Source organism: Streptomyces sp. NPDC107559, from assembly GCF_055657365.1.
Genome location: NZ_JBVKBD010000033.1, coordinates 33,365 through 57,099, shown reverse-complemented (window position 1 = coordinate 57,099; position 23,735 = coordinate 33,365). Strand labels below are relative to the sequence as shown.

General features: G+C 69.7%; 18 protein-coding genes and 4 pseudogenes. 10 read left to right on the top strand and 12 right to left on the bottom strand.

The window, feature by feature from the left end; genetic code table 11:
* Positions 1-265: pseudogene (locus ACZ7OY_RS43140) on the top strand (IS701 family transposase); the annotation flags it as partial.
* Between the two features lie 468 nt (positions 266-733).
* Here ACZ7OY_RS43140 and ACZ7OY_RS43135 read toward each other — a convergent pair.
* Positions 734-1,037, bottom strand: a pseudogene (locus ACZ7OY_RS43135) (hypothetical protein).
* A gap of 187 nt (positions 1,038-1,224) precedes the next feature.
* Here ACZ7OY_RS43135 and ACZ7OY_RS43130 point away from each other — a divergent pair.
* Positions 1,225-1,362: a hypothetical protein gene (locus ACZ7OY_RS43130; RefSeq protein WP_472250961.1), complete on the top strand. Its 138-nt coding sequence runs from the start codon at positions 1,225-1,227 to the stop codon at positions 1,360-1,362.
* An 876-nt stretch (positions 1,363-2,238) separates the two neighbouring features.
* Entirely contained in the window at positions 2,239-3,297 is a 1,059-nt protein-coding gene (locus ACZ7OY_RS43125; RefSeq protein WP_472250960.1) for a right-handed parallel beta-helix repeat-containing protein, read from the top strand.
* Between the two features lie 863 nt (positions 3,298-4,160).
* On the opposite strand, the pseudogene ACZ7OY_RS43120 reads toward ACZ7OY_RS43125, so the two are convergent.
* Positions 4,161-4,403 (bottom strand): annotated as a pseudogene (locus tag ACZ7OY_RS43120) (ISAzo13 family transposase); the annotation flags it as partial.
* Between the two features lie 731 nt (positions 4,404-5,134).
* Between ACZ7OY_RS43120 and ACZ7OY_RS43115 the strand changes: the two are divergent.
* Positions 5,135-7,603 (top strand): helicase associated domain-containing protein, encoded by a 2,469-nt coding sequence (locus ACZ7OY_RS43115; RefSeq protein WP_472250959.1) that lies wholly within the window; start codon positions 5,135-5,137, stop codon positions 7,601-7,603.
* Positions 7,604-7,784: 181 nt separating this feature from the next.
* Here ACZ7OY_RS43115 and ACZ7OY_RS43110 read toward each other — a convergent pair whose 3' ends face one another.
* Positions 7,785-8,741, bottom strand: a complete 957-nt coding sequence (locus ACZ7OY_RS43110; RefSeq protein WP_472250966.1) for an FAD-dependent oxidoreductase — start codon at positions 8,739-8,741, stop codon at positions 7,785-7,787.
* A 214-nt stretch (positions 8,742-8,955) separates the two neighbouring features.
* Here ACZ7OY_RS43110 and ACZ7OY_RS43105 point away from each other — a divergent pair, with 214 nt between their 5' ends.
* On the top strand, positions 8,956-9,375 hold the full coding sequence (locus ACZ7OY_RS43105; protein WP_472250958.1) for a hypothetical protein: 420 nt from the start codon (positions 8,956-8,958) through the stop codon (positions 9,373-9,375).
* A gap of 765 nt (positions 9,376-10,140) precedes the next feature.
* Here the strand turns inward: ACZ7OY_RS43105 and ACZ7OY_RS43100 are convergent.
* From ACZ7OY_RS43100 to ACZ7OY_RS43080, 5 genes are all read right to left on the bottom strand, one after another.
* Complete coding sequence (locus ACZ7OY_RS43100; protein ID WP_472250957.1) at positions 10,141-10,281, bottom strand: hypothetical protein; 141 nt, start codon at positions 10,279-10,281, stop codon at positions 10,141-10,143.
* Between the two features lie 200 nt (positions 10,282-10,481).
* Complete coding sequence (locus tag ACZ7OY_RS43095; protein ID WP_472250956.1) at positions 10,482-11,306, bottom strand: SDR family NAD(P)-dependent oxidoreductase; 825 nt, start codon at positions 11,304-11,306, stop codon at positions 10,482-10,484.
* Positions 11,307-11,335: 29 nt separating this feature from the next.
* Positions 11,336-12,109, bottom strand: coding sequence for a dioxygenase family protein (locus tag ACZ7OY_RS43090; protein ID WP_472250955.1), 774 nt, complete (start codon positions 12,107-12,109; stop codon positions 11,336-11,338).
* A 118-nt stretch (positions 12,110-12,227) separates the two neighbouring features.
* Positions 12,228-12,896, bottom strand: coding sequence for an SDR family NAD(P)-dependent oxidoreductase (locus ACZ7OY_RS43085; RefSeq protein WP_472250954.1), 669 nt, complete (start codon positions 12,894-12,896; stop codon positions 12,228-12,230).
* Between the two features lie 78 nt (positions 12,897-12,974).
* Entirely contained in the window at positions 12,975-13,502 is a 528-nt protein-coding gene (locus tag ACZ7OY_RS43080; RefSeq protein WP_472250953.1) for a MarR family winged helix-turn-helix transcriptional regulator, read from the bottom strand.
* A 117-nt stretch (positions 13,503-13,619) separates the two neighbouring features.
* Here ACZ7OY_RS43080 and ACZ7OY_RS43075 point away from each other — a divergent pair, with 117 nt between their 5' ends.
* Entirely contained in the window at positions 13,620-13,994 is a 375-nt protein-coding gene (locus ACZ7OY_RS43075) for a DoxX family protein (RefSeq protein ID WP_472250952.1), read from the top strand.
* Positions 13,995-14,043: 49 nt separating this feature from the next.
* The gene (locus ACZ7OY_RS43070; RefSeq protein ID WP_472250951.1) at positions 14,044-14,466 is read left to right on the top strand and encodes a DUF6069 family protein; all 423 of its coding nucleotides are present in this window, start codon (positions 14,044-14,046) and stop codon (positions 14,464-14,466) included.
* A 138-nt stretch (positions 14,467-14,604) separates the two neighbouring features.
* On the opposite strand, the pseudogene ACZ7OY_RS43065 reads toward ACZ7OY_RS43070, so the two are convergent.
* Both ACZ7OY_RS43065 and ACZ7OY_RS43060 read right to left on the bottom strand, forming a co-directional pair.
* Positions 14,605-15,102: pseudogene (locus ACZ7OY_RS43065) on the bottom strand (GAF and ANTAR domain-containing protein); the annotation flags it as partial.
* Positions 15,103-15,127: 25 nt separating this feature from the next.
* Positions 15,128-15,391, bottom strand: a complete 264-nt coding sequence (locus ACZ7OY_RS43060; protein WP_472250950.1) for a hypothetical protein — start codon at positions 15,389-15,391, stop codon at positions 15,128-15,130.
* 712 nt (positions 15,392-16,103) lie between these two features.
* Here ACZ7OY_RS43060 and ACZ7OY_RS43055 point away from each other — a divergent pair.
* Both ACZ7OY_RS43055 and ACZ7OY_RS43050 read left to right on the top strand, forming a co-directional pair.
* Positions 16,104-16,541 (top strand): transposase, encoded by a 438-nt coding sequence (locus ACZ7OY_RS43055; RefSeq protein ID WP_472250949.1) that lies wholly within the window; start codon positions 16,104-16,106, stop codon positions 16,539-16,541.
* Between the two features lie 85 nt (positions 16,542-16,626).
* Positions 16,627-17,187, top strand: a complete 561-nt coding sequence (locus tag ACZ7OY_RS43050; RefSeq protein ID WP_472250948.1) for a dihydrofolate reductase family protein — start codon at positions 16,627-16,629, stop codon at positions 17,185-17,187.
* A gap of 46 nt (positions 17,188-17,233) precedes the next feature.
* On the opposite strand, the gene ACZ7OY_RS43045 is transcribed toward ACZ7OY_RS43050, so the two are convergent.
* Positions 17,234-18,142 (bottom strand): hypothetical protein, encoded by a 909-nt coding sequence (locus ACZ7OY_RS43045; protein ID WP_472250947.1) that lies wholly within the window; start codon positions 18,140-18,142, stop codon positions 17,234-17,236.
* Positions 18,143-18,207: 65 nt separating this feature from the next.
* Positions 18,208-18,633, bottom strand: coding sequence for a hypothetical protein (locus ACZ7OY_RS43040; protein WP_472250946.1), 426 nt, complete (start codon positions 18,631-18,633; stop codon positions 18,208-18,210).
* A 575-nt stretch (positions 18,634-19,208) separates the two neighbouring features.
* Between ACZ7OY_RS43040 and ACZ7OY_RS43035 the strand changes: the two genes are divergently transcribed.
* A complete protein-coding gene (locus ACZ7OY_RS43035; protein WP_472250945.1) occupies positions 19,209-23,297 on the top strand; it encodes an nSTAND1 domain-containing NTPase in 4,089 nt (1,362 codons plus the stop codon).
* Positions 23,298-23,735 lie beyond the last annotated feature (438 nt).

Below are 23,735 nucleotides of genomic sequence, written 5' to 3'. Positions count from 1 at the left end.
GGCGATCGAGGAGTGTTTCCAGGCCGCGAAGAACGAGTGCGGCCTGGATCAGTACGAAGTCCGACGTTACGTGGGCTGGATGCGGCACGTCACCCCGGCCATGTTCGCGCACGCTTTCCTTGCGGCCACGGCTGCCCAGGCGGCCGCAAAGGGGGATGCAGAAACGGTTCCACCCTGGTTCCGCTCACCATGGCGGAAGTCCGCCGGCTCCTGGCAACTCGCCCCGCAGCCCAGCCCCGCCCGCCGCTTCGCGTCCACGCACTGAGCTGGTCACGATGGCGGCGCAGGCGTCAGGCCGTGGCCCGGCACTGCCACTACCGACGACGAGGCCACTCGTTGGAGGGGCGGTCCGGCAAGACCGCCCCCGCCCCGCTCTCTGCCCACTACACTCCCGACGATGCCTCTGACCAGGCCAGATAGCGAAGCGCTGCTGGAGTACTAGTCCGTGTTTTGAAAGTGGTGCACGATGGGGTAGACCGCGTACCGATCGAAAGAAGTCTCGTGGTTGACCCCGCGCTGAAGCACGCTCTGCGCCAACTCCGCCTTGTGAAGTCGCAGGAGCCGTCTGCCGCAAACTCCGTTGAGTTCGCTGACTGGCGAGAGAAAGTTGCTGGAGCCTTGGACGCGTTGGCGTGTGTGCTGGCCTTCGAGGAGGACCGTGCCAAGGCCAGCGCGGAGGCAACCGCTGCGCGGGAGCAGGCTGCCGAGGTTCGACGCCGAGGCGGGGTCCAGGCTAGCGAACGCTGATGTTGCGGGCGACCATCCAGACGGTGAGGTCGTGGGCGATGCCGCCGATATCGGTTGACGTGGTGACCTCGTGCTCACTGCGGATGGTATCGCGGCGAACAATCTCGTAGCCGCCATCGTCCAGGACAGCCACCGAGGCGAACCAGACGGGATCGTCCTCGTCGGGCTGGACGACGACGAAGGTGTTGTCGGAGTCGTTGAGGTCGCTGATCATCATGAACAGCGTGCTCGTCCGGGTCGTCGATGCGGTCACCGCTCTCGCTGTCGGCGCCGTAGTACTGGGCCCCCATCTGCGCTGTCTCCGCTCGCTCCGTTCACCCCGGTTGGCGGTCAGCATGCGATGCCGCCTCGGCACTTCCGGCAGGTCACAGCCATTCGACGATCGCAGCGATCAGGACGGTGGCTTCGAAGCGGAGGGCGAGTTTGTCGAACCGGGTGGCGACCCCCCGGTTGCGCTTGAGCCGACAAAAAGCCGACGTGTACCTCACCAGCAGCTGGTCCATCAAGTGGGTGGTCGGCAACCAGCTGGTGGCCTCCCTGGCGCGGTGCACCATCCTCGACCCGAACGAAACCGGCATCAAGATCCCGGTGTCCCGAGCACGGATACGCCGATGACGCTCGGGACACCGGCAGGGGACGCCGCGCTGATGCGGCATCTGACTCCGTTCACTTGGAGCAGCAGCGTTTGAACATCGGGTTGGGCGGGCCTTAAGAGGCGCAGCACGATGTGGTCAGTCGCGGGGGCGTTCCAGTGCGTCGGGCGGACCCGCCTGTCGGCGACGGCTGAACCCCGCCTTCCGTCCGGGCCCGGTGGCCAGCGCCTCAGCGGCCACCGGACGCGCGGGCAGAGCCTTCGCCGCGCGAACCCTGGGGCCCACACCGGGCGGGCGCCCGCTGCTGGTGCGACAACCCCGCCGACGGGGTTGTCGGCCCATGCCCACAGCCGGGCCCGGGTGCGGTACCCGCGGGTGCGGGCGGGCAGCACCCCGACGCGGGCCGGGTCGGGTCACGCGAGCGGCAGGGTTCTGGCGAACTGGGTGACGCGGGCCGCGTCAACACCGAACACGCGGGCCCGCCCCGTCGGGCGGCGCTGCCCGTCCGACGGGGCCACTGCGACCCACCCCGGACGGTTCCGAGACCGCTCATGCAGGACCGGCGCGCGACGGCTGCCCGCGCCGCCGAGACGATCCGGACTGCCCCGGCCTCGCTCGCCGTCCCCGCCTGAGCGTCCGTCCGGTGGTCACCCAGCAGGGCAGCCCGTACGTGCACCTGGGCATGATCCGTGCCGATGACGCCGAGAAGCAGACGGAGGCGACCCTGAGCGCCGAGTAGAGCGCGATGCAGCCTGCCTGTGCGCCGACCATCTCCCGGATGGCGCACAGGCCTCCTGCATAGAAACCACACCCACCCGGCTCCCTCGCCCGCTCGTGACATGCCCTCGGACGGACCATCCGGCAGTCCAACGAGCTATCAGGCCATAACATACCGAAGATGAAGAAACGTTACATCGCCTTTCTCGTGAGTGCGGTAGCGTTCGTCGGCTCCTGCGCCACCGCCGCATCAACTGACACGGCACAGCGGACGCACACCGTGCACCCGGGGGAGTCGATCCAAAAGGCGGTGGACACCGCCAAGGCGGGCGACACCGTGCTGGTGCTGCCCGGCACGTACCACGAGAGCGTCAAGGTGACGACGCCCGGCCTGACCCTGCGCGGCATGGGCAACACCACCGTCCTCCAGCCGGCCGCGAAGGCCGCGGACGACTGCGGCAAGCGCGGCAACGGCATCTGCGTGTCCGGCACCAAGACCCAGCGGCTCACGGGTGTCACCGTTTCCGACCTCAAAGTGACGGGCTTCTCCTACGCCGGGGTGATGGCCCTGGCGACCGACGGGCTGACCGTGCAGCGCGTGACCGCCGAGAAGAACACCGTCTGGGGCCTCGCCGAGGAACGCTCCCGGCACAGCCTGTACCGGCAGAACACCGTCCGCAACAGCGGGGACGCGGGCATCTTCCTGGCCAACACGCTCACGACCGAACAGGGCAGCGTCGACACCAACCACACGCAGATCACGCAGAACACCCTGACGGGCAACCGGATCGGCATCACCATCCGCCGACTGCGCAACCTCACCGTCACGAGCAACGACATCACCGGCAACTGCATGGGCGTCTCCATCGTCGGCGACGAGAACAAGCCGAAGGCCGGCGCGCTGACCGTGCGCGGCAACCAGGTCATGAAGAACAACAAATACTGCGCCAAGACCAAGCGGCTGCCGTTCCTCCAGGGCGCGGGCATCGTCCTGTCCGGCACCGACACGAATGACGTCACCGGCAACGTGGTCACCGGGAACTCCGGCGCCTCCCCGCTGTCGGGCGGCATCGTGCTCTTCAAAAGCTTCGTCGGCGCCACCAGTGACAACAACCGGATCAGCAACAACTCGCTGCGCGACAACTCCCCCGCCGACCTGGTCAACCAGGAGGCCGCCCAGAGCGGCAACGCCTTCGAGCGCAACACCTGCCGGGCGTCCCAGCCCGAGGGCCTGTGCTGAGAGGCTGGCCATGACACCCCGTCGCAGCACAGGGGCCGAACGGCCCGGCCGGGTCCTGGCATGCCGAGACCTCACCGACCGGGGACGACGGGGAGATGGCTGATGGGGCTCCTGCCTGCGGTTCTCTCGTGATCTGCCGACGGCGGGCAAGTTCGCGGTGGTGTGAAGCAGCCCCTTCCCCGGCATCTGCAATGCCGTGGAAGGGGCCGCTTTGGTGTGCGGGCTGGCTACCCGAGCCAGATGACGTCGATCACATACAGACGGCCTGCTGCGCGGTTGATCCAGTGGACGGCGGTCAGCGATCCGACCGCGGCCGCGCGAACGTCTTCGTCTTCGGGGGCGCGGGCATCAAACGGCGGTCAGGTCCACGAGTCACAGCTGGCGATGTCCAGCGCGTCGCACAGCATCGCGACCGCGTGCGGCGGGAGTGCGGCAAGCACCTTCGGGGCCTGCAGCGACACCCGGGCCGGTCACGCCTCGCCGGACGCCGGCGGGGCCCGCCTTCGTGTGACGACGTGCACGCGGAGGACGTCCGAGCCGCCGAATTGCGCTCCACGAGTGATCTGGCGCGTGCGGGGCGGGCCTGACAGCCTTCTCACCACCCGGCAGGGAACCCACAGACTCCCCCGCACCCGACCACAGCCCCCTGCCCCCTGCCCCCGTGCGGTTGCCCCCAGCCAGGGCGCGGCACGCGCCGCAACCACAGCACCGTAAACGGGGTGGTCGACGACCTGCGCGTCAGAGGAAGCGATCAGGCCGGCGCCGAAGAACGCACCCGCGATCCCCGTGGCGGTCAGCGCCCGACGCAGCAGACTGAAGCTTCCCCTTGATCGTGGACACCTGGAGACTGGAACCTGAGGCGGCCGGCCGCCGACCGGCCGCCGCACTCGCCCCAGCAGACACTGGCCCGCCTCCAGGTCGGACCTCCCCTTGCGGACCGTCGTCTCGCTCACCCCGGCCGCCCTGGCCACGGCCCGGACACCTCCGTGCCCCAGCCCGCGGGCCTCCGAAGCCATCAGCAGCCGCCGCTGCCGTCCGTCCAGATGCGGGAACAACACCGCGAACTTCACGACAAGTCGGTCTCGAGTCTCGTCCGGGATGCGCATACGACACCAACGAGTCCCAGCCCCGAAAGCGACACCTTGATGATCGGCAAGCCCTGACGTATTCCCTCTACTCGGTCGCCACATTTTGCAGTGATTCAGTCGCATAGAGCAGCGATCAGTTCTGACAACAGGCTCCCGACGGGGGCATCGCGGCTGGCCTTCCCGTACTTCTGACACTGATCGGCGGCTGACAGGGCCACGGGCGGGTGGCGCGGCAGCAGGCAGAGGGCGGGAATTCTGCCGACTTCCCTAAATGCATGACCATAACGCCTCGCCTTGAGGCATTATGAGGTGCGAGCCGTCTTTTCCTCACCTGCCCGAAGGGCGCGTAGTGATGACCACGGACCCTCCCCCTGCTTCCTCCACGCCCCCACCGGGGGAGTTGTGGACCGTGACGGTGGTGGCCGACTACCTGGGGTTCACGGGGGAATCGGCGACCGGTTCGGCCCGCAGGCAGCTCTCCCGGTGGGGCATCGTCGCCCACAGTCGCGAACCCGGCCGGAGCGGCCAGTCGTTGTATCCGGCGTCGCAGGTCCGCGCGGCACACGAGGCACGCCCCGGGCGCGGCCGTCACGCAGCCCGCAGGGCCGAGGGCGGGCGCTTCACGACATCCACGGACACCTAAAAACCGCCGCACCCACCCTGCAAATCCAGAGGACGGCCGTCCACTGCCGCGCACGGCCGCCCGCCCACCCAGTCACCAGAGCTCACAGACCAGAAAGAGCACCATCGTGACCGTCGCCCTTCGCCCGCATCAAGTCGAGGCCGTCGACGCGGTCCTTCGGCACCTCTCGGAGCGGCCAGGTGCGGGGATCCCGCTCGAGGGACTGCGCACCCAGGTCATCGCCGCGACCGGCTCGGGCAAGACCCTGGTCGGGGTGGAGTCGGCGATCCGTCTCTCCGCACGCCGGGTGCTGGTCCTGGTGCCGACCCTGGACCTGCTGGTGCAGACGGCCGGCGCGTGGCGGGCAGGCGACCGTCGCGGCGCGATGATCGGGGTGTGTTCCCTGCGGGGTGCGGACAGTCAGGGCCTGCCCTGCACCACGGACCCGGACGAATTGATCGCATGGACGGCCGGGCCCGAAACCGCGACGGTGTTCGCGACGTACGCGTCGGTCGGCATGGGCACGCTCCAGCGTGCGCACGCTGCGGGTCTGCCGGTGTGGGACCTGATGGTCGTGGACGAGGCACACCGGGTGAGCGGGGACGGGTTGAAGCCGTGGGCGGCCGTGCACGACCAGTCTCAGATCCCGGCGGTGCGAAGGTTGTACATGACCGCCACGGCACGGGTGTGGGAGGCCGAAGGGGACCGCCCGCGGCTGGTCGCCTCCATGGACGAGGACTCCCCCGTCTTCGGCCCCGTCGCCTACAAGCTGAAGCTGTCCGAGGCGATCCGTCTTGGGCTGGTGGCGCCGTATCAGGTGCTGTGCCTGGACATCCGCGACCCCGGCCTGTACGCCGCGCTCACCACCGAGGCCACCGGGTCCGACGCCGTACGCGGGGCCCGCCTCGCGGCCGTCCAGACCGGACTCATGCACGCGGCCGTTGAAGAGCGGTTCCGGCGGGTGCTCAGCTTTCACAGCCGCGTCAACGAGGCGGAAGCCATGGCGGCCGCTGTGCCCGTGACAGCCGCCCGGCTCGCCGAGGACGACCCCGACACCTTCCCGCCGTCGGACCAGGTGTGGGCGCAGTGGTTGTACGGCGAACACGCCCCCGCACACCGCCGCCAGGTCCTGGACGAGTTCGCCTCCGACTTCCTCTCCGAGCCGGACACCGACGGGCGGGACGTACGCGCGGAACTGCGCGTGCTCTCCTCGGTCCGGGTGCTGGGTGAGGGCGTCGACACCGTCGAATGCGACGCGGTGCTCTTCGCCGACGCCCGCGGTTCCATGGTGGACATCGTGCAGATGGTCGGGCGCGCCCTGCGCACGCGGCCCGGAGCCGGGAAACTCGCCACGCTGATCGTCCCGGTGTTCCTCGGGGAAGGCGAGGACGCCAACGGGCTGCTCACCTCGGACGCTTACGGCGCCCTCGCCAAGATCCTCGGAGCGCTCCGCGCTCACGACACAGACACGATCGAAGCACTCGCCGACCCCCGCGTCCGCAACGCCCGCCCTCGACTGGGCGCGGACGACAACCACGACCACGAGGACGACGGGGACGACATCGTCCCTCTCAGCGCGGCGGCGGCCGGGGTGCTCAGGTTCAGCGAGGAACGCGACCCCGCCGCCCTCGCACGGTTCGTACGGCTGCGGGTCATCGACCCCGAAGCCGCGTACTGGCGGCGCGGCATCGGGGTCGCCACCAGATGGCTGCGCGAGACCGGCAACACCGAGCTGCGCGTCCCGTACACCTACGTCTCGCCCGAGGACTGGGGTGCAGCCGGCGGGCATCCGCTCGGGGTATGGATCGCCGACCAGCGCCGGTACTACACGGCCGGAACCCTGGAAGCCACCCGCGTCGAGCAGCTGGAGACGCTCGGGATGGTGTGGTCGGTCCAGGCGTCCGCGTGGGAAGCAGGCCTCGCCGTCGCCCGCGCCTACACCGAAACACACTCACACCTCCTCCCACCCACCACAGCCGTCTTCGACGACTTCCCCATCGGGACCTTCGTGAAGAACGCCCGCGCAGCCGCCCGCAAAGCGACCGAAAACGCCCAGCGGCGGGAGAACGGGGAAACCATCCCGTACACGGGCGAGCTCCCGGAGTCCCGGGCGGAAGCACTCGCCGACCTCGACCCAGGATGGTGCCCGGCCTGGGACATCAGCTGGCAGCGGGCCTACCGGCTCACCCTCGCACACGTCAAATCCTGCGGCGCCCTTCCCGCCGGGGCGGGCGAACTCATCGTCCAGGGCGAGGACTTGGGCGTGTGGATCGCCGGGCAGCGGGCCGGGTGGGACAAGCTGATGCCCGCGCAGCAATGGCTCCTGGAGAACGTCGGGATCGAGCCCCCGGCGGAGGGTGAGCCGGTGCCGGGCGCGCCCCGGTCGCAGGACGCGCGGTGGGCCGCGAACCTCACCGCCGCCCGCCAGTTCCACGCCCGCGAAGGCCACTTGGCTGTGCCCCGCAAGGCCGTGGAGATCGTGGACGGCATCGAGCACAAGCTGGGAGCGTGGCTCGACAACACCCGCCGCCGGGCCGCCAAGTTGAGCACAGAACGCCGCGTCGAACTCGATCAGCTCGGCATGCGCTGGTCCTAGAACGCAGGGATGGTCCGCCGCGACGGAGGTAAGGCGGGCCATCCCTGACTTGACGGGATCCGCAAAAGGCATCCTGCATGCCGCGCATGAAGCGCCTGATTGGGCGGCTGCGTGGCGGTCGTTGTCCTCGGGCAGGGGCGGCGACCGCGACACGGCGTTCGTTCGTAGGTGGGACGTATGGTCAGTCGGCGTCGATCTGGCTGGGGTCGAACGTTTCGTCGGCCAACAGGCCGGTGGTGGCGCCGTCCACCATCTTCTGCATCTCGTTGGACCGGGGCAGCATGGTCTTCTCGTACGCGCGGATGGCGTCGGCGATTGTGTCGTGGCCGACGATGGCGAGGGCGAGTTCGCTGGCGTCGAGCATGGCGAGGTTGACTCCGACGCCGAGCGGGGGCATGAGGTGGGCGGCGTCGCCGAGCAAGGTGACGGTGGGGTTGGGCTCCCAGGTGTGAGGGACGGGCAGGGCGTAGAGGGGGCGGTCGATGTAGGGACCGTCGTTTTCGGTAACCAGGCGGAGGAGGCTGGGCGCCCAGTCGCCGAAGCGGTCCAGGAGCAGGGCGCGGATGCCTTCAGTGTCCTGGCTGTTCAGCCCGGCCTGTGCCAGCGAGTCGGCGGCGACGGCCTGGATGATGTGAACGCGGATGTGGCCGCCGCTGTTGCGCTGAGCGAACAGGCAGCGTTCGCCGTCGGCTGCCATGGCGCTGCCCTGGCCGACGAGGTCGGCGATGAAGTGGTCCTGGGTCTCGACGTCGTTGAACCAGGCTTCGAGGTAGTTGATGCCGATGTGCTGGGGGGTGGCGTCCGAGAGGACGGGGCGGACCTTGGACCAGGCGCCGTCGGCGCCTATGACGAGGTCGGCCTCGATGACGGTGCCGTCGGCGAAGTGGAGCTGGCGGGGGCCGTCGTCCGGTCCTTCGACGCTCTGCAGGGCGTGGTTCCAGCGGACCGTGCCGGGCTTGAGCGAGTTCAGCAGGAGGTCGCGCAGCTGGCCGCGGTCGATCTCGGGGGCGGAGAACTGGTCCTCGGTGGGGCGCTGGTGGGAGCGGATCGTTGCGTCGGCCGCGTGGAACTGGCGCATCTCTTGGCCCTCGGGGCGGGCGAGGCGGGTGAACTCCTCCATCAGCCCGGCTTCCTTCAGGGCGATCTGCCCGTTGTCCTCGTGCAGGTCCAGGGTGCCGCCCTGGTTGCGGTCGTTGGGGCCGAAGGCGAAGTCGTAGACGGCCGCCTCGACTCCGGACTTCCCCTACGACGCCTGGGCCGGTGACGCGGGCGACACCGGGACGTTCACCCTGGCCTGCGGCGACACAAGCCTGAAGTCGTTCGCCTACTCCCTCGACAGCGCTGCGACCACCGTGGTCACCGCCGCCGGAGCGGCCCAGGCGATCGAACTGACCCCGGTCGACGACGGCAGCCACAAGCTGACCGTCACCGACACCGTCACCGACACCGACAAGGCGGGCAACACCTCCGCCACCACCGTCTACACCTTCCACGTGGGCGGCGCCGGTCTCACGGCACCCCTCAACGGTGAGGAAATCGGACACTCGGTCACACTCACCGCCGCCGGACCCGCCGACCTGACGGGCGTCACCTTCCAGTACCGGCGCGCCGACACCGACACCTGGTCCAACATCTCCCCCTCCGCCGTCACCCTGAGCGCAGACGGCAGCGCCATCACCTGGCCGCTCGCCCTGAGCGACGGCGTCACACCCGCCCTCACCTGGGACACCGACGCTCTCGCCGAGGACGGCGCCCTCCAGCTGCGGGCATGAGTCCCCCTGATGGTGCAGGCACCCCACCCGAGGCGCAGCCCCTTTTCGGGGGCCGCCGCGGGAGACGGTGCGGTGTGCGGGATTCGCGGCCCGATCGGCCACACCCACACCCTGCCCACCACACGCGCCAGTTGCGTCGGAAACGCGCCGCGTGTTACCTGTTGCCCATATTCCTGTGACTCTTAGATGCACTACTCACGTATGTTGCCCGTGCTCGCAGCCGATGCCCCACCAAGCTGTGCACCCGCGCGAGCGTTGAGCAACACGGCTCGATCACCACTCCGCACCGGGCCGACGCCGGCCAGGCCGTCACCCGAAAGTGAGTAACAGCCGCGACGTCCGCCCCGCAGACACATCTCCTTGCGCGGCTTGGACGTGCTCATAATGGTTCCTTCGGTGCCGGTGACTCCTGGATCAGCCGCGGTGGGGCCCGAGGTGTGGTGCGCTGAAGATCAGCGGTCAGTCATGGCGACGATGGAGCTCCCCGCCATGACTGACCGTCGGACCATCCTGACCCGTCCGGCAGAGTTGCTTGACCACCCGTCACCCCGGCGGCCCCTACACGGATCAGGGGGCCGGGTGGAAGGCATGCCGGGTGACGTGGACACTGCCAAAGCCGATGCTGACCGCCCCCGTGCCCGGGCCCGACCTGCGGCCCGGATGGGCCGCCGAGCCGAAGTTATGGACAGGGTTTGTGTTTGTCCGTTGTCCACGACCGAGTGGGATGCCGCAGAGGGCCAACGCACAGCGTGGGAAGGTGCTTCATCACAGGGTCTGGGCGGCGTACGACGCGCCGAGAGCCAGGGTGAAGGGGACGGTGAGTACGTTGCGGGCGAGGAGGTCTTCCACGGCCGTGCGCCGATCCCGGTACGGCTGGTGGAGCTCGGTGCCCTCGGCCTCCAGCACGGCCCCGAGGGAAGCGCGTGGGCTTCCTGGAACCTTGGACGGTAGAAGCGGGAAACCCGCGTGCACGACGCCGGTTAAGGGTGGTGCACGCGGGTGGGGGCTGGGTGTGTGGCGCAAGGCGCCAATCGCAAGGCGTGAGCCTGCGCCGGATCTACATGGAGGAGGTCCGTGATCCCGGCGGGTTGCTCATGCGGAAGCGGTCAGATCCCGGTGAGGTCGTGGGACATGGCCATCAGGCGCTGGGTGACCGCCTCGTCGACGGTGATAGGGATGCGCTGGTCGAAGGCCCCGGGCTTGTCCCAGTAGGTCGGGCCGGTCCAGTCGTCGCGCAGGACGGCTTCGGCGACGTTGTGGGCTGAGGTGGCCACGGAGTCGAAGAACAGGGGGCCCGCGACGGTGGCGATGGCGCGGGCGGGCCAGGGCATCAGGCGCAGGATGTCGGTCTTGGCGGCCCCGGCGTTGGCGACACCGGCAGTCAGGCCGGGTTCGGTGCGGGCCAGATGGGCGGCGTAATGGTGGTTGGCGACCTGGACGGGCAGGCGGATGCGCCGGAAGTCGAACGGCTCGAAGTGGGGAAAGCCGTCCTTGTCGACATCGACCAGGGTGGACGGGGGGACCTTCGCGGTCATCATCACGACCCGGGGCTGCTCGGCGCGGCGCAGCGCTGGCAGCAGGAGTTGGGTGAGGTGGTAGCGGCTGAGGTAGTTGACGGTGAAGAAGGGGTGCAGTCCGTCGGGGGTGCGCAGGTCGCGGGAGGTGAAGACGCCGGTGGAGTGCAGGATCGCGTCGATGCGGTCGTGGTCGTGCAGGACGCGGTCGGCGGCTTCGCGGACGCCGTCGTGGGTGGAGAGGTCGACGGAGTGGAACTGGGCGCGGTCGGCGGCGGCGCCGAAGGAGGAGAGGGCGGCGGCGCCCTTGTCCTTGTCGCGGCCGAGAAGGACGACGCGGTGGCCGCGGGCGAGGAAGGTGCGGGCCGCTTCCAGGCCGATGCCGCTGTTGCCTCCGCTGACGAGAATGGTGTTCATCGGGGTGCTCCCTGAGGGTGCGCTGCTGGTCAGGCCTGCGCGATGGTGAGGGTGAAGTCGGCGGTGAGGCCAGCATCCAGACGGTCGGGGTCGAGGGGCCTCACGTCGAGGAGGAGGTCCTTGCCGCCGGCGGTGCGGTAGACGAGGTCGTCTTCGTTTCGCAGTCGTTCCAGGGTGGTGTGCCGGTTGTAGGGCGGGAGGGCGCCGACGGCCTCGTTGTACTCCTCGGGCAGGTAGAGCTGGCCGGTGTACAGCTCCTGGCCGTCGACGGTGACCTTGACGTGGATGTGGATGCTGCGGGTGAAGTACCAGCCGGGGTAGATGGTGGTGAACGCAGCGATCCCGTCGGCGGCGGTGGGGCGTGAGCCGCGCAGGAAGCGTGAGTCGTCGCCGGGGGTGACGCGGCCGGTGTCGCCGATGTTGGTGGGGAACGTGTCAGGGTCGTGGGCGAGGTGGCCGGAGTAGTAGCCGAGGGCGTCGCAGTGCCACACGTCGACGAGGGCCACGGCCACGGGCGCGCCATTACCTGCGTGGCGGACGGTCAGCCGCAGGTCGAGAGGGAGGCCGGGGCGGCCGTCGGTGATGTCCTGGCGGGAGCCGAACTGCCGGGAGGGCTCGATGTAGTACGGGCCCTCGGTGGTCTGGGGCGACGCGCCGTCGGTGGCGGGTTCGTCAGGGCCGGTGCCGGTGTCCGCGCCGGTCAGCAGGTCCTGCGTGTTGGTGGGGTGCTGGGCCAGGACGGCGTGGAGGGTGGCGAGTTGCTGGTCGGCGGTGATGTAGCGGGGGCGCTCGGACTCGGACATGGAGGACGGTTCCTCTCGGGGTGCGGGGGCAGGGCGCATCGCACGGCGGCCCTTGCTGTCACGGGTCGGGCCGTCATGTCGGGGGGTGTGCCGGCTGGTATGTCCGGTTGGGGGTGGGTCAGGCGATGAGGTGTTCAGCGACGGCCGGGTCACGGCGGGTGTGCAACTGCCAGTAGTCGAGGGCGATCTCGTCCGGCGCGCGGAAGGGGACACCGGCGGGGGCCTGGGAGCCGATCATGAGGTTGATGGCGATGTTCGCCACGTAGATGCCCTGCTCGGCGAGGGTGTTGTGCAGGTTGAGCGCCCAGTTACGCTGGCCGGCCTGGGCGATGTTGACGTCGGCGAGCATCGGGTACGGGTTGATGGCGCCGCCGCCGGTGGTGAACAGCACAGTGCCGGCTCCCGCTTCGAGCATTCCGGGCAGCACCGTCTGCACGGCGGCGACCGCGCCGAACAGCAGGCTGTCGATCTGCGGGCGCAGGGTGTCGAGGGTGACGTCCTTGGGTGCGGTCCTGGTCAGGCCCGCGTGCGGGGAGAACTCCAGCACGTCGATCCGCCCGAACCGTGCGATCGCGTGCTGGAGCGCGCCGGTGAGCTGGGCCGGGTCGGCGACATCGGCGGGGAAGCCCTCCGCGGTGATCCCGGCGGTGGCGAGCTCGGCGACGAGAGCGTCGAGCTTGTCCTTGCTTCGGGAGATCAGGGCGACGTCGAAGCCGTGGCCGCCGAAGACCTTGGCGATGGACAGTCCCAGGCCCGGGCCGGCTCCGACGATGGCGATAGTGGGCATGACAAAGCTCCTTGAGGGGGTGGGGCCCCGGCCGGACGGCCGGGTGAGCGCAGACGTAAGGGGCCGTGCGGGCGGGGGTCAGCCCTGCTCGGCCGGCAGGGTGGTGCCGGGCGGCGCCCAGTCGGTGGGGCACGGCGCGTTCAGGGCGGCGAGAAGACGCTGGGAGACGGCGCCGAGCTGACGCTGCTGCGCCTTGGTCAGCGGGTCGATGACCAGACGGCGCACGGCTGCGACGTGCCCGGGCGCCGCGGCTTTGACCTTGTCCATGCCGTCGTCGGTGAGGGTCGCCAGGGTGGCGCGGCCGTCGGAGGGGTCGGGATGGCGGCGCACCCAGCCGCGCTTCTCCAGCCGGATGACCACGTTGGACAGCCGCGAGAGCGTGCTGCCCGCGTACAGGGCGACCTCGCTCATCCGCAGGGTGCGCTCCGGCGCCAACGACAACGCGGACATCACCACGTACTCGAAGTGCGCGATGCCCGCGTCCCGCTGCATCTGCGCCTCCAGCGCGGCCGGCAGCTGGGTCAGCACATAGGCGAACGCGTACCAGTGCTGCTGCTCGTCGGGGTCGAGCCACTGTGGCTCGGTCGTCTCCGGTGCGTCTTCCATGACCCCAACATACTCCAAGCATGGAACAAAATGCCAACACGTTTACTCTTAGCTTGAAGTAAAAGTGCGATACGGTCAGTCCATGCTTGAAGTTTTCTGGATAGGTAGTAAGAGCCCATGAGTGTCTTCCTGTGGACCGTCGCGGGTGTGCTGGCGGCCGTGTTCCTGCCAGCCGGAGCGATGAAGCTCAGCCGCACACCGCAACAGCTGGCCGCCTCCGGACTGGGCTGGGCGAAGGACTTCGGCGCAGGACCGGTCAAGGTCATCGGCACCCTTGAGGTTCTCGCCGCCCTCGGGCTGATCCTGCCGCCGCTCGTCGACGTCGCCCCGGTCCTGGTCCCGGTGGCCGCCACGGGCGTGTTCCTGCTGATGATCGGCGCGGCCGTCACACACGCCCGCCGCAAAGAGTTCCCCGTGATCACCATCAACGTCGTCCTGCTGGCGCTGGCCGCCGTCCTGGCCTGGGGCCGCTTCGGCCCGCACGCCTTCTGAGCGCTACCCGAACCCCGACCCCCCTTTCGCCTTGGAGATGACCAGCGTCATGTCTTCCCTCACCCGCACCCCTGCTGCCCGCCCCAGCCTGCTGACCACCGCGGGCGGAGTGCTCGCCGCGATCGTTGCAGCCAGCGCGGTCAACGCCGTCCTCGCCCTGATCGCACGCGCGATCGCGGACAAGCCCGACGACTTCGGCCCCCTGAACCCCGGCTCCTACATCTTCCTGACCGCCCTGGGCGCGATCACGGGCGCCGCCGGATGGGCCGTGGTCCGCAAGGCATCCAAGAACCCGCAGAAACTGCTGCGCATCCTCGTCCCGGCCGTCGTCGTGCTGTCCTTCGTCCCCGACTTCTTCCTGTTCGACGACGGCGGCACGGTCGGCGTGCTCACGCTGCTTCTCATGCACGTCGCCGTCGCGGCGATCGCCGTGCCCGTGTACCGCAGGGTCATGCCCCTCACCACCGGCTGACACTCAGACCCAAGCCTCTGCGCCCGGCGTCGCGTGAGCAGCCCCGGCTTCGGAACCGCCCAGGCGCTCGCCGCCGCGGGGGCCGAAGTGACCCTCGCGGTGCGCGACCACGACGCCGGCGAGCGCGCGGTACGGGACACAGATGCGGCGGGCGATCTCACGGAGTTTGATGTTCTTCTCCTGCGAGTAGCTGCGCAGTACGTCGAAGGCTTCTTCTTCGGTGAGGTGGCGGGCGCCCATCAGGATGCCCATGGCCTCGCCGATGGTGTGGCGGGTAGCGACGGCCTGTTCCATCTGGGCGTGGGTACGGGCAGCGAAGAAGGCGACCGCGGCATGGGAGGCCAGCAGCCAGCCGGCCGTCTCGCTGGTGGCGGTGAACGTGTCGGGTTCGCGGGAGTAGAGGTTCAGGGCGCCGAGGTCCTGCCCCTCGGTGTACAACAGGAAGCCCATCATGCTGCCCACCCCGAGCTTGTGGGCCTGCGGGGCGTAGGCGGGCCGGCGCTGGTGTTCGGCGGTGAGGTCGGCGATGCGGAAGACCCGCTCGCCGTGCGAGCTGCGGACGGCGTCGAAGCAGGGGCCTTCCCTCAGGCGTTCCTGGAGCTCGTCGCTGTCGATGACCAGCTGGTGGGTGGGGGCGGTTGGCAGTGGACGTACGCGGGCACTACACGAAGTTCCATTCCTCTTGGGGCAGTGAGTGCCAGAGGTCGTGCCATTCGCCTAGCAGGAAGAGTGGTCGGGTCAGCATGACGTCGCTGGCCCGTTGGGAACGGATCGCCAGGCCGAGGTCGGTGCAGATCGGGTCGCCTGCGACGCTGTAAGACAGTCGCGCAATGCGGCGGAGAAGCCAGTCCTCCAGCTGGGACGGCACACAGCCGGTCAACGGAACGTCGTCGAGTCTCACTTGGGGGCCGTCGAGCGCGTTCACCGCCACGCATCCCAGGCGGTCGTCTCGGAAAAGGGCTCTGAATAGCAGTGGCGGCGAAGTCGGCGTAGACAAGCTGTTCCCGCCCACCGTCGTGGGAGCGGGACGTTACGGTCGGCTGCTCGTCCAGGGCGTCGGTGATCTCCTCCAGCGTCATGCCGAAGTGCAGCGGGGCCGACTCCGACGAATGGCGTGAACGTCCACTCTGCGCGCTCCTCGCTCCGCGCGATCCGCCACGGCCCCTGATATCCCGGTTGCCTTCCCGGGACCGCGACGGGTTCCTCGGGCGCAGGCTCAGGCGGGGCCGCAGGCTCAAGCGCGGCGTCGAGCAGGGTGGCGATGATCAGTGCGGCTGGCGCAGTCGCAGGGAACACGCGCCCTCGATTGAGCAGCAGCCGGTACAGGTATCCCACGGCCCTCACCCGATCTACTGGGTCGGCAGCGAGCATCGCGACAAGAACGCCCGGCGTGTCGGGCACGCTGTGCCGACCTGTGCAGACGTGCGGTAGCTCCTCCCAATTGGTACGGGTGAGTTCTGCGCGCGCTCTGGATGCCAGGGAGCCGGCGGGAGCGTTGAACGGGCCGGTGGGTGTCTCGCGATTCACGCCCGCAGTGTCCCAGCCGGATCCGACGTCTACGCTGCCGGTTCCCGGCACCGGCGGGAGATGACACGAACTGATCCATTTCCGCAGCAGGGTTCCGGTCTCCCGCATCCGTGCACGTCGAGTGGGATCAGTACCTGTACGTCGGCAGCGACCAGCCCTGCGAAGCAGCCGTCGCCCGGACCCGCGAGCTCGGCAATGCCGTCGACCATCCGGTGCGGGTGCGCCGGTATCCGTCGGATCTGACGGACGCCGAGTGGGCGGTGGTGCGCACGGCTCTGCCGGTGCTGGCCTGTCTGGAAGGCCGCGGTGGCCGCCCGGAGGGGTACTGCCACCGGGCGGTGTTCTATCTGGTCGACAACGGCGTCAAGTGGCGGGCGATGCCCGCAGGTTTCCCGGCGTGGGACCAGGTGTATGCCTTCTTCCGCTGTTGGCGCGACGGCGCGTTGGTCACCGAGCTGCACCACCGGCTGCGCGGCCGGGTCCGCGAACGGGCCGGTCGGAACCGCCGGAGCCGCGGCAGTCCCAGACGCAGCCCTTCGCAGCGGTGACCGTGCCGTTCGCCGGGCATTGTCACAGGCGCGGGCTAGCGTGCTGCGGGACACACACGTAGCCCCGACCTGGGAGAAGGCTCGCATGGCCAAGTTGATCTACATGTTCAATGTGTCCCTGGACGGCTACATCGCCGACGCGGACGGCAATTTCGACTGGGCGGCACCGGACGAGGAGTACTACTCCTTCATCACCGACGTGCTGCGGCCGGTCGGGACCTACCTGTACGGGCGCCGACTGTACGACATGATGGCTGTCTGGGAGACCGACCCGTCCATCGCGGGCCAGTCGCCCGGGGCGCGGGAGTTCGCGGAGATCTGGCAGGCGGCCGACAAGGTCGTGTACTCCAGGACGCTGGAGTCGGCCTCCACCACCCGGACCCGGATCGAACGGGACTTCGACCCCGAGGCGGTTCGGCGGCTGAAGGCATCTTCCGAACGTGACCTCACCGTCGGCGGGGCCGCCCTCGCCGCCCACGCGATCGCCGCAGGGCTGGTGGACGAGTACCACCTGTTCGTCGGCCCCGCCGTGCTGGGCGGCGGCAAGCCCTTCCTCCCCGACGGGGCCCGGCTCCGCTTCGAGCTCCTGGACGAACGCCGGCTCACCAGCGGCGTGGTCTACCTCCGCTACCACACCCAGCCGTGAGCACCCGGTGCCGCCGGGCCGGGGCAGATCGGGTGCGCCGGGGTGCTCAGCCGGTCTGCCCTTGGAGGACCTGGCGGGCGATTCTCAGCTGCCTGTCCCGCAGCTCGGTGCGGTCCTTGAGCACGTCGGGGTGATCGTCGAGCCAGCGCTGCTGCATCACGGCGAGTCTGGCGTAGGCGGTGCGCAGGTATCCGGTGTCCTGCTTGCAGTGGACGTCCGCCTTGGTTGCGGGGTGGGTGCGGATGTCCGCGTCGGGCGGCAAGGCTCTGATCAGGTCGAGGGGGTCTTTGGCCTGGACGCGGTTGGTGAGCATGCACTGCCGCCAGTTCTCGTTCGCCTTGCGGAAGAGGGAGTCGTGCTTGAGCCACTTGAACGCTGTCTGCTCCCCTTCGTTGAGCTGCATCCGCAGTTCCGTCCACCGCACCCGGCCGTCGCCCAGCATGTGCTTCTCCGCCTCGGCCTGGCAGCCGCTCGCCGGCATGGTCACCTTGAGCAGCTTGCCCTTGACGGAGATCTCGTTTCCGGGTTTGCCGTAGAGGGCGCGGTTGAAGGCCTCTCCTTGCGGCTGCTCCGGTGGCGCCTGCGTCTGGCTGTCCGCCCCGATTTCTTCGAGGGTCTCGAGACCGAACGGAGTCGGGCGGGACACCGCCGCGTCACCCGCCTTCGCCACGGGAGCGGGCTTGAGGGTGAATCCGCGCTCGGCCATGCAGGCGACGAGGACCTGTTGCTGGGCGGTCGCGATCTGTTCGCCACTCTGGGTCCAGGCGTAGAGCTGGGTGTAGATCGGCGGACGCAAGCCTTGTTCGGCCAGTGCGGCCGGGGACAGCGGACGATGGGGCCGGGGTTCGGGGTTTTGGGCCCTCGCGTCGGCGAGCGCCCAGATCGTTGCGCCCACAGTGGCGGTCAGGACGCAGGCGGCGATGTGCCGGCGAGTGCCGTGGAAGCTCAGTGCCATGTGAATCCTGTCGAGGTCCGGAAGGTGCGGGCCCGGTTTGCGCCGGGCCCGCACGTTCACCGAGGTCAGAAGCAGTCGGTCGACGTCCGGCCCGGGAGCGTCAGCCGGCTGGCCCGGTCCCGGAGGCCGGAGGGCAGCGGATCGCCGTTCTGCGTGCCCGCCTGGTCGACGGTGGAGGCGGAGTTGACGTAGTGACCGGGGTTCAGGCAGAACAGGAAGCCCGTTCCGTTGGTGTTGTCCCAGTAGTGGCTCTCGTAGTTCCCGGTGCTTGAATTGCTGGCCGAGTAGACGTTGTTGTTGACCGGGTGGTTCTGACCGACCCCGCTCACGTTGTATTCGTCGAAGGTGTCGTTGGAGAAGTCCGGATCGGAGTTGAAGAAGGACTGCCGTGCGGAGTTGATGTCGGTGTAGAAGACGCAGTGGTAGCCGGAGGCGCAGTTGGGGCCGGCGGCCGAGGGGGACGCGCCGACCAGTCCGAGCGTGGCGGTCATGGCGGCCACTCCTGCGACTGCCGCGAGCTTTGTACGCATGTGCTGTCCTGCCTTCCCAGTGGTCCGCTGATGGGTGTTCTGATCGCTTCCCGAGCTGAACCCGAGCTTCACGCTGTGTCCTTTCGCGTTCTCTACGACTCCGACGTCATCTCCACGGCGGGGGGTGCCTGTTGGACTGGTCGGCGTCGTTCTGGATGGGCGCACACGTTCCTTCCTTGATCGGAGGGGCCTAGGAGGGGTGGGCCCGGTACGGGAAGCGATCGTTGTAAGACGCGGTATAGGACCCGTATAAGTCCTGATGGGGATGCTTGCGGCAGGTGATCGGGCGTGGCTTCGGCCGGCTGCGCATCGCGGATCTTTGGGGCATGCGGCCAAGGGGGTGCCGGCCGCCGCACCAGGCGGCAGTCCGCTGATCCGCGTCAGTGCGGCGTCATGCGTGGGTCGGGCGGGCCGGCGCGGGTCTGCTTCGCAGGGACTGGTGTACCTTCGGGCCGCCAGCGTTGATCCGTGCAGCCTTGGGGGGCGGCCGAGTGGAGTTGGGGATTCTGGGGGATCTGGCGGTCCGTCGCGGGGGCTTGCCGGTCGACATCGGATCGCCCAAGGTGCGTCTGCTGCTCGCGGTCCTGCTGAGCAGGCCCGACCGGCCCGTGCCTTCGGAGCTCCTGATGACCGCACTGTGGGGCGAGCGACCGCCGCGCTCGGCGCGTAAGAACCTGCAGCTGTACGTCCATCTACTGCGCAAGGCCCTGGGCCCGGAGCGCATCGAACGGCAGGGCGACGGCTATCGCGTGGTGGCGGGTGATGCGCTGGACGCCACGCGGTTCGAACGGCTGGCCCTCCAGGCGGAGGAGGCCCTGCGACAGGGTGAGACAGCGGGCGCGCAGGAGTTGCACGGTGAGGCGCTGCGGTGCTGGAACGGGCCCGCGTTCGCGGAGTTCCTGGATACCGAAGCCGTCGCGACCCGGGCGGCCCGGCTGGAGGAGCTGCGTCTTGCCGTGCATGAGCGGTGGGCCGATTGCGGTCTGGCCCTCGGCAGGCATGCCGAGGTGGTCGCGGAGCTGACGGAGCTGCTGCCCCGGCACCCCTTTCGGGAGTCGCTCCGCGGCCAGCTCATGACGGCCCTGTATCGCTCGGGCAGGCAGGCCGAGGCGTTCGAGCTCTACCGGCGGACCCATGCGCTGTACGGGACCGAACTGGGCGTCGAGCCCGGCCCGGGTCTGCAGCGCCTGCACCAGGCGATGCTCCGCGGCGATGAGGGCCTCATGCCCTCTCCGGTCCCCGTCGCGGCACTGGTGCCGGTCGGGGCCAACCCCTACCGGGGCCTGCCGGCGTTCACCTCCTCGGATCACGACCGGTTCTTCGGTCGCGACCGGCTGTGCGGGCTGCTGTGGGAGCGCGTGGAACGCTTCCCCGTGGTCGTCGTGTTCGGCGCGTCGGGATCGGGGAAGACCTCGCTGCTGGCGGCGGGCCTACTGGGCCGGATCCGGCGGGATACGACCGCTCGGTGGCAGCCGGTCATGATGACGCCGACCGACCAGCCGGTGAAACAGCTCGCGGCCGCGCTCGCCGAGCACGACCGGCCCGCCGGTCAGGTGCTGCTGGTGGTCGATCAGTTCGAGGAATTGTTCACCGTGTGCTCCGATCCCACGGTGCGGGAGGAATTCGTCGCCGGGCTGTTAGCGGCGTCCCATGCCGGAACGAAGGTCGTGCTCAGTGTCCGTGCGGACTTCTTCGTCCAGATGACCGGGCTGAGCGGGCTGGCGCCGGCGCTGATGAGCGAGGCGCAGCTGCTGGTCGGTCCGCCGTCGGCCGCGGAACTGCGAGAGCTGATCGTCCGGCCGGCGGATCTTGAGGGCTGCTCGGTCGACGCCGATCTGCTGGCCACCGTGGTGGCGGAGGCCTCCGGCGCTGCCGCCGCACTCCCGTTGGTGTCCCACGCGCTGCGGGAGACCTGGCGCAACCGGGCCGGCCGCACCCTGACCCTCGCGGCGTACCAGGCAGGGGGCGGGATGCACGATGCGATCGCCCAGACCGCCGAGCACGTCTACGCCGAGCTCGAACCCGCCGAGCAGGACCTGGTGCGCCGGCTCATGCAGCGGTTGATCAACCTGGACGAGGACGGGGTGCGGGACAGCCGGCGGCGGGTCCCGCAAACCGAACTCGACGGGATGGGCCCGGCCGCGGCGGTCGCGGATGTGGTCGACGAGCTGGTGGCGGCGCGCCTGGTGGTCGTGGACGAGGATCGGGTGGAGATCGCCCATGAGGCGCTCATCGTGGCGTGGCCCAGGCTGCGGGCCTGGCTGAGCGAGGACCGCCGGCGCCTGGTCGTACGGCAGCGGCTCACCGCCGCGGCCCGAGTCTGGCAGCAGTCGGGGCGGGACGCCGGAGGGCTCTATCGGGGCTCCGGGCTGGCCGAGGCGCGCCCGCACCGCTCGGAGCTGAACCTTCTGGAGCGTGAGTTCCTCGACGCCAGCGAGGAGCTGGCCGAGTCCGAACTCGCTGCGGCGCGGCGCCGGGTCCGCCGGCTGAGGGTCCTGGCGATGGTGCTGGCGGTGCTGCTGGCGGCGACCGTGACCGGGGGCGGTGCCGCCTGGCAGCAGCGGCAGGTGGCACAGCGCGAGCACCTGACCGTCCTGGCCCATCAGGCCGCGCTCACGTCGCGCTCGCTGGTCGCCACCGACCCGGACGTCGCCCGGTCCCTCGCCCTGGCCGCCTATCGGCTGCATCCCGACGCCGACACTCTGGGCGCGGTGATCAGTACGTCGGCGTCCGCGCAGCCCAGCGTCGTACTCAACACGAACGGGCCCGCGTCGTTCGGCCTGGCCCTGTCCCCTCACGGCTCGTTGGTGGCCGCGGCAACCAGCGACGGCACCGTGGAGCTGTGGGATCCGAACCGACGCACGAGGCTGGCCTCCTTCACCGAGCATGTCGTCAAGCCGCTCCCCCAGGGGTTCTTCGCGCTGAGGGTGGCCTTCAACGCCGACGGTACCCGGCTGGCGTCCCTGGCCCGGTTGAACAATCCGAAGCAGCCGACCGGAGGCTCGGTCGTCGTGCGGGAGGTCCGGTCGAGGAAGGTGCTGTTCAAGCAGGTCGTGTCCGGCGACCTCAGCAACGGTCTGGCCTTCAGCGCCGACGGCACGGTCGTGGCCTACGGCACGGGCGAGGGCACACGGGTAGCCACGCTGGGCGGTGGCAAGGCCGTGTTCCTGCCCACCGGTATGCCCGCGGCACTCAGCCTGGCCGGCGATCAGCGCTCGCTCGCCGTCACCCGTACCGATGGGACGGTGGCCGTCTGGGACATCGAAACCGGTCGCCGTCGCTTCGAGCTGAACACCGAAGGCGCCCAGGTGGCCCGGTTCGGCTCCACATCCGATGTCCTGGCCACGGCCTCCGAAGAACACGGCATCAGGTTCTGGCGCCTGACCGGCCGCTCGGCCCGCCAGTTCGCCGACCTCCCGGTGCAGACGGCCTTCCCCTGGATGATCTCCGCGCCGGTCGGCGATCGGATCGCGATCGCCGACGAAGAGGGCATGATCTCGATCTGGGACTACCGGCGCCGCGAGCAGATCGCCCGCCACGCCGACCGGTTCCGCTCGGAGACCATGGCTCTGGACCTGGCACCGGACGCGAGCACGGTGGTCTCGGGCGGCCTGGGACGCACCATCGTGGTGCGCCGGACGGCCCTTCCCTTCAGCGGTCACGGCGGCGCCGTGAACGACGTGGACGTCAGCCCCGACGGCCGGCTCGTCGCCTCCGCCGGCGACGACAGGTCCGTACGGATCTGGAATGCCTCCGGTGCTGCCGAACGGCTGCTGGGCGGACACTCCGACCATGTCAAGGCAGTCGCGTTCAACCCGGACGCCACGGTGCTGGCGGCCGTGACGCGCGACCACACCCTGACTCTGTGGAACCCGTCGACCGGGCGGCGCTACACCACCATCGCCTTCACCGGTATAGGCACCGGTACGGACGTCGCCTTCAGCCCGGACGGCAGCACGGTCACCGTGATGTCCCTGGGAGGAACGTTCCGCTGGAGGGTCAGCGACCCGGCACACCCCCGTCCGCTGCCGGCGCCGGCCGGCCCGCGCACCTCGACCGCCATGGCCTACCCCGCTCGGGGCGGCCTCCTCGTCGCGAGCACACCGGCCGGCGGCATCGCCGTGTGGAGCACCGCCGACGACCGGCTGGTGAAGGCCTTCCCGGCCGCGCAGGGGTCCACGCAGGACATCGCGGCCACTCCGGCGGGCGATCTGATCGCCACCGCCGGCTCGGACCACACGGTGCGCCTGTGGTCGACCCAGACAGGGAAAGGCCGGGGCACCCTGACCGGCCACACCGCAGCGGTCGGTACGCTCGCCTTCAGCAGGGACGGACGCCTCCTCGCCTCGGCAGGTGAGGATCACACCATCGTCGTCTGGGATGTACGAACCCACCGGCGCATCGCCACCCTCACCGGCCACTCGGCAGACGTGCAGGGCTTGGCGTTCACCCCGGACGGAACCCTGCTGTCCGCGGGAGCCGACCAGCGCATCATCCACTGGCCGCTGACCGCGACCGAAGCCATCCGGCGCATCTGCCGAGCCACCGCCCCACCGCCCACCGCGGCGCAACTCGACCGCCACCTCCCCGGCCAGGACACCGGCGCGCTCTGCCCGCAGCCCTGACCCGGGCACGCCGCCGACGCGGCGTGCTCCCCTGTAAGCGGTCCGTGCCTGGCACCACCGCCCAGGGCGGCCGGGTGACCTTCGGAAATATCCGGGCTATACCGACGCAGGGCACGCTCAACGCACCGGTCGCTCCCCCGCCGGCGAGCTCACGATGAGGGCCGTACATGGCTGCCCCCACCTCGGCCCTCATCGTGACCGCCATGCGGGCGGCACACCGCGACCGAACGCGGCCGTCCCGCAGCGCCCAGCCACAGCGGAAGGGCACCTGCCGTCCCATCGCCGCCCGCACACCCCGCGCCAGACACGCATGAACTCGGCACCAAAGAAGGAGACACGTTGATATCCCTCATCCGCACGCGCAGCCCAGGGCTGCTCGGCAGACTGCTCGTGGCTGTTGCCGCCCTCGTCGTCCTGCCCTGGCAGGCCGCGGCGCCG

Coding starts and splice junctions, on each gene's coding strand:
- ACZ7OY_RS43125 (WP_472250960.1), top strand. CDS start 2,239: ATGAAGAAACGTTACATCGCCTTTCTCGTGAGTGCGGTAGCGTTCGTC.
- ACZ7OY_RS43095 (WP_472250956.1), bottom strand. CDS start 11,306: ATGAACACCATTCTCGTCAGCGGAGGCAACAGCGGCATCGGCCTGGAA.
- ACZ7OY_RS43090 (WP_472250955.1), bottom strand. CDS start 12,109: ATGTCCGAGTCCGAGCGCCCCCGCTACATCACCGCCGACCAGCAACTC.
- ACZ7OY_RS43085 (WP_472250954.1), bottom strand. CDS start 12,896: ATGCCCACTATCGCCATCGTCGGAGCCGGCCCGGGCCTGGGACTGTCC.
- ACZ7OY_RS43080 (WP_472250953.1), bottom strand. CDS start 13,502: ATGGAAGACGCACCGGAGACGACCGAGCCACAGTGGCTCGACCCCGAC.
- ACZ7OY_RS43075 (WP_472250952.1), top strand. CDS start 13,620: ATGAGTGTCTTCCTGTGGACCGTCGCGGGTGTGCTGGCGGCCGTGTTC.
- ACZ7OY_RS43070 (WP_472250951.1), top strand. CDS start 14,044: ATGTCTTCCCTCACCCGCACCCCTGCTGCCCGCCCCAGCCTGCTGACC.
- ACZ7OY_RS43050 (WP_472250948.1), top strand. CDS start 16,627: ATGGCCAAGTTGATCTACATGTTCAATGTGTCCCTGGACGGCTACATC.
- ACZ7OY_RS43045 (WP_472250947.1), bottom strand. CDS start 18,142: ATGGCACTGAGCTTCCACGGCACTCGCCGGCACATCGCCGCCTGCGTC.
- ACZ7OY_RS43040 (WP_472250946.1), bottom strand. CDS start 18,633: ATGACCGCCACGCTCGGACTGGTCGGCGCGTCCCCCTCGGCCGCCGGC.